This is a genomic window from Chitinophaga sp. (genome assembly GCF_036566945.1).
Classification (GTDB): Bacteria; Bacteroidota; Bacteroidia; order Chitinophagales; family Chitinophagaceae; genus Chitinophaga.
The window spans coordinates 1-7,470 of record NZ_DATCVJ010000274.1 but is presented as its reverse complement, the minus strand read 5'-3'; the positions used below and the strand labels follow the sequence as shown (position 1 = coordinate 7,470).

The following is a 7,470-nucleotide window of genomic DNA, read 5'->3' as shown; positions in this document are numbered from 1 at the left end:
CTTCATATGGCGGGAGTAACTTACCATTTTCATCAACAATACCCGCCCGAATAAGCGACTGAAGCGCCTCTTCATTTGTAACTTTCTTTTTAAAAAGCTGTTCGGAAAACTCTTTAAAAGCATCATAATATTCATCACTCATAAAAAAATATATTTACAACAAAGGTACAACGCACGCCAAAAAAACAAGTCTCAAAATGATCTGATTTATCACATTCCGGAAAAGCTTTTTTATCTTCACCAACAGACATAATACATCAGCGATATGACAGGTACTATTTACGATGTGATCATCATTGGCGGAGGACAGGCAGCTTTATCAGCCGCTTACTTTTTACGCAGAGCCAACCTCTCTTATTTGCTGCTCGACAGCGAAACGCAACCCGGCGGTGCATGGCAACACACCTGGAAATCACTCTCCCTGTTTTCGCCGGCACTATGGAGTTCCCTGCCCGGCGTGCTAATGCCCGGTGGTCAACATTATTACCCAACCCGTTCGGAAACCATACAATACCTGCAGGAATATGAAGCCCGTTATAAATTCCCGATAGTAAGACCTGTAAAAGTAACGGCCGTACAAAAACAGGAAGATCTTTTTGTACTCACCACTACTGCCGGAGATTATGTTGCAAAAACAGTGATCAGCGCTACCGGCATTTACAGCAATCCTTATACACCGGATATTCCCGGCAGCCATACATTTCAGGGAACACTGCTACATGCGGCCCAATACATATCCCCCGAACCATTTACCGGTAAACGAGTAGCAGTAGTGGGAGAAGGAAACTCCGGCGCGCAAATCCTGGCAGAAATATCTAAAGTAGCCGATACGGTATGGGTAACCCGCAAACCGCCTGAGTTTCTACCCGATGATATAGACGGAAAATATTTATTTGACGCCGCCACACAACAATATGAAGCACAAAAACAAGGCAAAGATTATCAGCGGCTATCTCTTGGAAAAATTGTAGTCGTACCTGCTGTAAAAGAAGCACGCGAAAGAGGGGTGTATGAAAACCCACTCCCGCCCTTCGATCATTTTTATGAAGCAGGCATGGGTTGGAACAGTGGCTGGAAGGAACCCGCAGATGCAGTAATTTTTTGTACCGGGTATAAACCTGCCCTGGATCATCTCAAGCCATTAGGCATTATACAGCCGGATGGCAGGATTAATACACAAGGTACCAGGGCTATCGACACAAACGGATTGTGGCTCATGGGCTACGGCTCCTGGACAGGATTTGCTTCTGCTACCCTCATTGGTGTGGGCAGAACAGCCCGGCAAACCGTAGCGGAATTAACGGCGTTTTTTGGACAACCGGAATAATGGAACGGCTGTGTTTTAAAGACAAGATCGGCTTACGGAATCAACAATATCTTACCGGTACTTTTCCGGCTTTCTAAAAAATCATGCGCGGCTTTTCCATCCGATAATTTAAACGTGGCAGGCGTGGCTACCTGCAGTTGCTTGCTCCGGATCCACTCAAACAATTGATGCGCTCTCTTTATTCTTTCTTCACCGGAAGTTAAATAGTTCCACAAATCGCCACCGGTCAGCGTTTTAGAGGTATCCATCAGCATGGCCGGATCTACCAGCGGCGGATTACCACCAGCCATCCCGAAAAACACTACCTGTCCGCAGGTACGGGTTACGCTGAAACTATCTTCCAGCGTGCTGCCTACGCTGTCGTACACTACGTCCACACCAGCCGGGCAGTTGTCCAGCACGGCCTGTTTCCAGTCTTCTCCATATAAAAGTACCTGGTCAGCACCCTGTAAAAGTGCGATCTCTTTTTTGATGGCGGAAGAAGTTAACCCAATCACATGCGCCCCGAGCAGTTTACATATTTGTGTGAGCAGTTGTCCTACACCACCGGCGGCCGCATGAATCAGCGCTGTTTCTCCCGGCTGCGTTTTATGGCTATCTGTGGCCAAATAATGTGCGGTCAGCCCTTGTAATAACACAGCCGCTGCAGTGTCAAAACTAATATCTTCCGGCAAAGGAATAGCATGTGTAACCGGCACGGATACTAAGGTGGCATTGGCAAATGGCACATCGGCAAATGCTACCCGGTCGCCCTTCTTAAAGCCGGGCAAATGGTTGCTGTCCGCCACAATGCCGGCCCCTTCATACCCTGCGATATAGGGCGGTTCGCCTTTTAAATGATACGTTCCCTTTCTGCGGTAGATGTCCGCAAAATTCAGCCCAATGGATGTCATTTCAACCAGCAACTCTCCCGGCCGCAAAACAGGGTCTGCCACTTCTTTATATTCCAATACGTCTGATGTGCCAAAGCGCGAAAAGGTCAATGCTTTCATGTACTCATTATTTTTGTCCGGCCCATGCGGTCACCAAATATATTTAAACAATAGCAACTACCGGGGGGCGACAACAGATTTTCAGCTAAATTTGGGGATACCACGGGATTTTCTATCTTTAACACGATAGAGTCGGAACAATGAAAAATATGTCCTTCGATGAAAAAATAATATTACAACAGGTGGCCAATGGGAGTGAGACGGCATTTGCCAGTTTATTTCACCACTGGCAACCTTATTTATCTACGCATATCCATCGCATTACAGCATCCAGGGTGCTGACAGAAGAGATTGTACAGGATGTATTCCTCAAGATCTGGATGTCCAGGGAAACGTTGAACGAAATTTCACACTTCCAGGGTTACCTGCTGGCGATGTCACGCAATCATGCACTCAATGCGCTGAAGCTGCTGATGCGGCAGCTCGACAGAATGAATGTAGAGGAACTGGAACAGCATATGACCTACGCCGATAGCGAAGAAGGGGAAATTCCCCGGCAGTATGTACTGACGTTAATAGATGAGGGGATAGAACATCTTTCTCCCCGTCAGAAAGAAATTTACCTGCTTCACCGCCACCAGAAACGCACGTATTCAGAGATCGCTGCGCAGCTGGGCATTGGCCGGGAATCTGTTAAAACGCACCTGCAACTGGCCGTAAAGTCGCTCACAGCCTACATTAAAGAGCATCTGGGCCTGATTATATTGCTGCTGGAAATGCACGATAAAAAAATATTTTAATTTTTTCTCCTGCCGACTTCCCCCTTTTTTTCCTTTCTGTTGTCTTTTACTACGGGCAAGGTATCATCTGAAAAATTATTACATGCATTCCGCACAGGAACTATTCGATAAATTTTATCATAAAACAGCTACCGCTGAGGAGCGCAAAGCCCTTGCACAACTGCTGGCACATACCGATGACGACACCATCGCAGCTATGATAACCAGTGCCGGCCAGCGATTGGAGCATACCGACGATGTATTGACCAGCACCCAGGCCGACCTCATTTTAGCCAATATTGTGCAAACGTTTGCAACAAAAGCACCGGTATCCGTTTGGATGCGTACCTGGAAAGTGGCGGCCGCCGTAATGGCCATGGCCATAGCTACCGGCAGCGGGTTCTATTTCTGGCAACAACAAAAACACACTACCACACCACAAAAGAACGCCTTTGCCGATATCGCACCCGGCACCAGCAAAGCCATACTCACACTGGCCGATGGAAGCACCGTCACACTCGATAAATCTGGTAAACAAGTCCTTCAACAAGGCAATACCGCCATCCAACAGAATGGCGCCAAACTGTCGTATACCAATTCGAAAGAACATACCACTGTCACCTATAACACGCTCACCACCCCCATGGCAGCGCAGTTTCAATTAACATTGCCAGACGGCACACACGTGTGGCTCAACGCCGGCTCTTCCATCCATTTTCCCACCGCATTTAATAAAAATGAAAGAACAGTTTCCGTTACCGGTGAACTCTATTTTGAAGTGGCGCAAAATGAAAAAGCGCCCTTCATCGTAAAGGTGGACCAACGGGAAGAAATCATCGTTCTGGGCACCAGCTTTAACGTAAATGCCTATACCAACGAACCTTCCGTCAACACTACTTTAACCACAGGCAAACTAAAAGTAAACACCGGCAGCCATCCGGGTGAAATACTACAGCCCGGCCAACAGGCACAGGTAAGCAGCACCGGCGCCATCCAGGTACAAACCGTCGATGTGGAACAAGCCATCGCCTGGAAAGACGGCTGGTTCCAGTTTCACAACGCCTACCTGCCGGAAGTAATGCGGCAGATTGCCAGATGGTATGATCTTGATGTCACCTTCGACGGGAAAGCCTCCGGCAAATTATTCGAAGGTAAAATTCAAAAAGATTTACCACTGTCAGAAGTGCTGCAAATCCTTGAAGCGTATAATGTAAACTTTAAAATAAATGGAAAGAAGATCGTCGTAATGCCCTGAAAATAACCGGGCTTCGTTATCAATTACAATATCAACCAGACAAGAAAGCTGCCCATAAAAAAACCGGCATCGATTGGCGTCGATACCGGCAATAAAATAGGGCAGAAAATTATGTGCTAACAAATTATTCATTACCCAAATTCCAATTTATGAATTTACCTGTACCGCGCCAAAATATGGTTGGCGTAAGGAGGACTACAGCTGAATACCAGCGTATTACAAGATTGTTTATTCTTTTCTTGCTCCTCGGATCATGGCCTTTAAGTGCTGCCGCTTATTCACAAACCATTACCATTTCCGGAAAAAATATGTCCCTGGTAAAAGTGTTTAAAGCAATCGAACAACAAGCCGGTTACGGTATATTCTATGATGTACAAAGCATGAGTCATGCACAACCGGTAAACCTGGAAGTCAGGAATGCACCGGTAGAAACAGTGCTGAACAAAGCCCTGTCTAACCAACCCTATACCTACACCATCCGGAACAAAACTATTTTCATCACCGCCAAAGTAGCTCCCGCTATTGATCTCGCACCCGTAGCCGATACCGCTATTAATGTACACGGCGCAGTAGTAGATCTCAAAGGACAAGTCCTCCCCGGTGTTACCGTGATGGAAAAAGGCAGCAACACCGGCACTGTTACCAACGAAGCCGGTGAATTCAAACTCCGTGTAAAAGGAAAAACCGGTATCCTCCTGTTTAAATACATCGGCTTCCAGAGCCAGGAAGCACCGATTGTGGCCGGCAATATGCAAATCACCCTGAATGAAGAAAAATCTGATCTCAGTGAAGTGATCGTAGTAGGTTACGGCACACAGAAAAAAGAAAATCTTACCGGCGCGGTAGCCGCTGTTTCTTCCAAACAAATTGAAAACCGTTCCGTATCCAATGTATCTTCCTCACTGGCCGGTTTGGCGCCAGGTGTGGCGGTACGTCAGGGCAATGGTCGCCCCGGTTCCGATGGCGCTACCATCCGTATCCGCGGTACAGGCACGCTGAATAATAATGATGCACTGGTACTGGTCGATGGTATCATCGGCTCCATTGATGCGGTCAATCCAAACGATATCGAAAGCATCAGCATCCTGAAGGATGCCGCCTCCGCCTCTATCTACGGCTCCCTCGCCGCCAACGGCGTCATCCTCATCACCACTAAAAAAGGAAAATCAGGAAAGCCCATGCTCAACTACAACTCTGTGTTGTCCATGTCAAGACCTTCCAATCTTCCCACGTTTGTATCTGATTATGTAAAACATATGCAGCTGTATAATGAGGCAGCTACCAATATTGGCCAAACAGCTCCCTATTCTCAAAACAGTATTGACTTGTGGACCAATGCCAATAAAAATCCAAATGCCGTAAACGAATTTGGTATCCCTAACTATGTTGCCTATCCCAATACCGACTGGGGCAAAGAAATTTTTGAAAACAGTATCGTACAAACCCATAGTCTGTCCGTTTCCGGCGGTAGCCCAACTACCACCTATAACCTCTCCGGGCGGCTGTTCGACAATCCGGGACTGATGCACAATACCGGCAATAAAAGATATGAGCTGAGAGCCAACATGGAAACCAAAGTAGCGGATTTCCTCTCCTTAGGCACCCAAACATTTGCATCGCTGGAAAACCTGGACCGTGGTAATTCCGATCTGGTATTTAATTACCTGCGTCAAACCACGCCAGGCCTATACCCTATGTATAATGGTAAATTTGGTGCACCTTCTTCTGCAGATGAATCTGCCGGCTTAAATAACCTGCTCGTACACCTGTATGGCAACGACGGTAAAAACCAGGTATCCCGTTTTAATACTACGGTATACGCCAAAATAAATATCTGGAAAAACCTGAAACTGGAAAGTCGTGTGAATTACCAGATGAGACAGCAGGAACAGTCGTCGTACTCCGTACCCATTGACAGATGGAATTTTGCTACCAATACCATTTTGGTACCGGCTGCAACTCCTTCTGAACTCAGCACTGGTTTTTCTTTTGAGCGTGGCAATACCCTCACTTTTGATAATGTGCTGCGCTATGGTATTACGCTTAACAAAAAACATGAAATCAACGCGCTGGTAGGCCATAATGAATATAGCTACAAGTTCAACAATATGGATGCTACCAAGAAAAAACTGATCGATGCCACGGTGACTACCCTGGGCTCTGCATCAGACATGGTCAGCACCAATGGCGATGCTTATGGCTATGCTTACCGCTCTTTCTTTGGCAGATTAAACTACGCGTTCGACAACAAATATTTACTGGAAGCAAACCTGCGCTACGATGGAGTTTCCCGCTTTGCTGCGGATAACCGCTGGGGGACTTTTCCTTCTTTCTCTGCCGGATGGCGCCTTTCCCAGGAACCATTTATGAAAGAAATCAACCGTTATATCCAGGACGTAAAGCTCAGAGCATCCTGGGGACAGTTGGGTAACAGCAAAATCGGTAACTATGATTACATGGCTACCTATGGTGGCGTAAATTATTCCTTCAATGATGCTCAGGTAGTAGGGCTGGCACGTAACAAATATGCCAATGAAGCACTTACCTGGGAGCTGACCACTCAAACAGATATCGGCCTGGACTTCCGTGCACTGAAAGACCGCATGACCGTTGGACTCGATTATTACAGCCGTTATACAGACGGGATTTTAACTACACCACCCATCTATCTCACTGCCGGTACCACCACAGCGCCTACACGTAATACCGCTGCTGTACTGAACAGAGGTGTGGAAATAGCCGTAAACTGGAACGATCATGTCGGTAATGTACAATACAGCATTGGCGGTAACTTCGCATACAACTATAACGTCGTTGAAAAATACAAAGGCTACTTAAATGAAGGCTGGAGCGTTAATGCCGGCGGTAACAAAGTATTCAAAAGCAATATCGGTGACGTTTCTTCCGGTGGCACAGAAAGAATCATAGAAGGGTATGGTATCAACACTTACTATGTCCGCAATCTCTATAAAGGAGATGGTTCCTATTTCAACCAGGATGGCTCTGTAAATATCAATGGCGGTCCAAAATCAGGTATGATCCGCACAGAAAAGGACCTCGCCTGGGTGAATGCCATGAAAACAGCAGGTTACAGTTTTTCACCGGTAAATACGGTTGGCAAATCACAGATGTATTATGGTGATTTTATTTATGCAGACAAAAATGGAGATGGCATCT

General features: G+C 46.5%; 5 protein-coding genes. 4 read left to right on the top strand and 1 reads right to left on the bottom strand.

The window, feature by feature from the left end; genetic code table 11:
* Window positions 1–265 precede the first annotated feature (265 nt).
* Window positions 266–1,327, top strand: a complete 1,062-nt coding sequence (locus tag VIP81_RS08010) for an ArsO family NAD(P)H-dependent flavin-containing monooxygenase (RefSeq protein ID WP_331958189.1) — start codon at window positions 266–268, stop codon at window positions 1,325–1,327.
* Window positions 1,328–1,359: 32 nt separating this feature from the next.
* On the opposite strand, the gene VIP81_RS08005 is transcribed toward VIP81_RS08010, so the two are convergent.
* Window positions 1,360–2,319, bottom strand: coding sequence for a quinone oxidoreductase (locus tag VIP81_RS08005; RefSeq protein WP_331958187.1), 960 nt, complete (start codon window positions 2,317–2,319; stop codon window positions 1,360–1,362).
* 140 nt (window positions 2,320–2,459) lie between these two features.
* On the opposite strand from VIP81_RS08005, the gene VIP81_RS08000 reads away from it, so the two are divergent.
* The 3 genes from VIP81_RS08000 to VIP81_RS07990 form a co-directional block, all read left to right on the top strand.
* A complete protein-coding gene (locus VIP81_RS08000; protein WP_331958185.1) occupies window positions 2,460–3,059 on the top strand; it encodes an RNA polymerase sigma factor in 600 nt (199 codons plus the stop codon).
* A gap of 82 nt (window positions 3,060–3,141) precedes the next feature.
* Window positions 3,142–4,293, top strand: a complete 1,152-nt coding sequence (locus tag VIP81_RS07995; RefSeq protein ID WP_331958183.1) for a FecR family protein — start codon at window positions 3,142–3,144, stop codon at window positions 4,291–4,293.
* A 149-nt stretch (window positions 4,294–4,442) separates the two neighbouring features.
* A partial coding sequence (locus tag VIP81_RS07990) for a SusC/RagA family TonB-linked outer membrane protein (RefSeq protein WP_331958181.1) occupies window positions 4,443–7,470 on the top strand: 3,028 nt, incomplete at its 3' end.

What these genes read in the sequence shown, in the direction of transcription:
- VIP81_RS08010 (WP_331958189.1), top strand. Translation starts at nt 266, where the DNA reads ATGACAGGTACTATTTACGATGTGATCATCATTGGCGGAGGACAGGCA.
- VIP81_RS08005 (WP_331958187.1), bottom strand. Translation starts at nt 2,319, where the DNA reads ATGAAAGCATTGACCTTTTCGCGCTTTGGCACATCAGACGTATTGGAA.
- VIP81_RS08000 (WP_331958185.1), top strand. Translation starts at nt 2,460, where the DNA reads ATGAAAAATATGTCCTTCGATGAAAAAATAATATTACAACAGGTGGCC.
- VIP81_RS07995 (WP_331958183.1), top strand. Translation starts at nt 3,142, where the DNA reads ATGCATTCCGCACAGGAACTATTCGATAAATTTTATCATAAAACAGCT.